Source organism: Variovorax sp. WDL1, assembly GCF_001541225.1.
GTDB lineage: Bacteria > Pseudomonadota > Gammaproteobacteria > Burkholderiales > Burkholderiaceae_C > Variovorax.
On sequence record NZ_LMTS01000065.1, the window covers coordinates 1 to 483 of the forward strand.

Consider the following 483-nt stretch of genomic DNA (forward strand, 5'->3'; position numbering starts at 1 on the left):
CTCACCATGGCTCGGACGGCGTAAGAGGACCCACCTCGACATAGGCATCGGGATAGGGGTCATCGTCGACGACCGGAAGCGACCAGGAAGGCTGGGAAGGAAACGGAAAGGCGGGCGATATGAATGGATTGTGCGGCGCGGCGCTCGGCGGGGCATAGAACGGCATCGCAGGAAGAGGCCCGACGGCCGGCGGCAGCGGCGCCGGAAGCGGCCCACCGGGCAGCCAGGCGGTGGCCTCTTCCTTGAGGATCAGGTAACCCTGCGCGTTGTACCTCGACACGAGCCTGTAGCCGGGCGCGGAGCTGTAGTCGACCAGCGTCCGAGCGCCATCGTCATGGAAGATGTTGGCCATGGTTTCCCGGCCGAACACATCGAAATCCTGTTCGACCCGGCTCCAGTATTGCGAGCCGTCCTGGTCGTAGTCGTACCGCCTGCGGCGACCGTCGTCGAAGAACATGCTGGCTTCGTCTTCGCGGCCCGAGG

The 483-nt window shown here is 65.2% G+C and carries 1 pseudogene; it reads right to left on the reverse strand.

Going from position 1 to position 483, the window contains the following annotated elements:
- Position 1: 1 nt before the first annotated feature.
- Positions 2–483: pseudogene (locus tag APY03_RS09090) on the reverse strand (hypothetical protein); the annotation flags it as partial.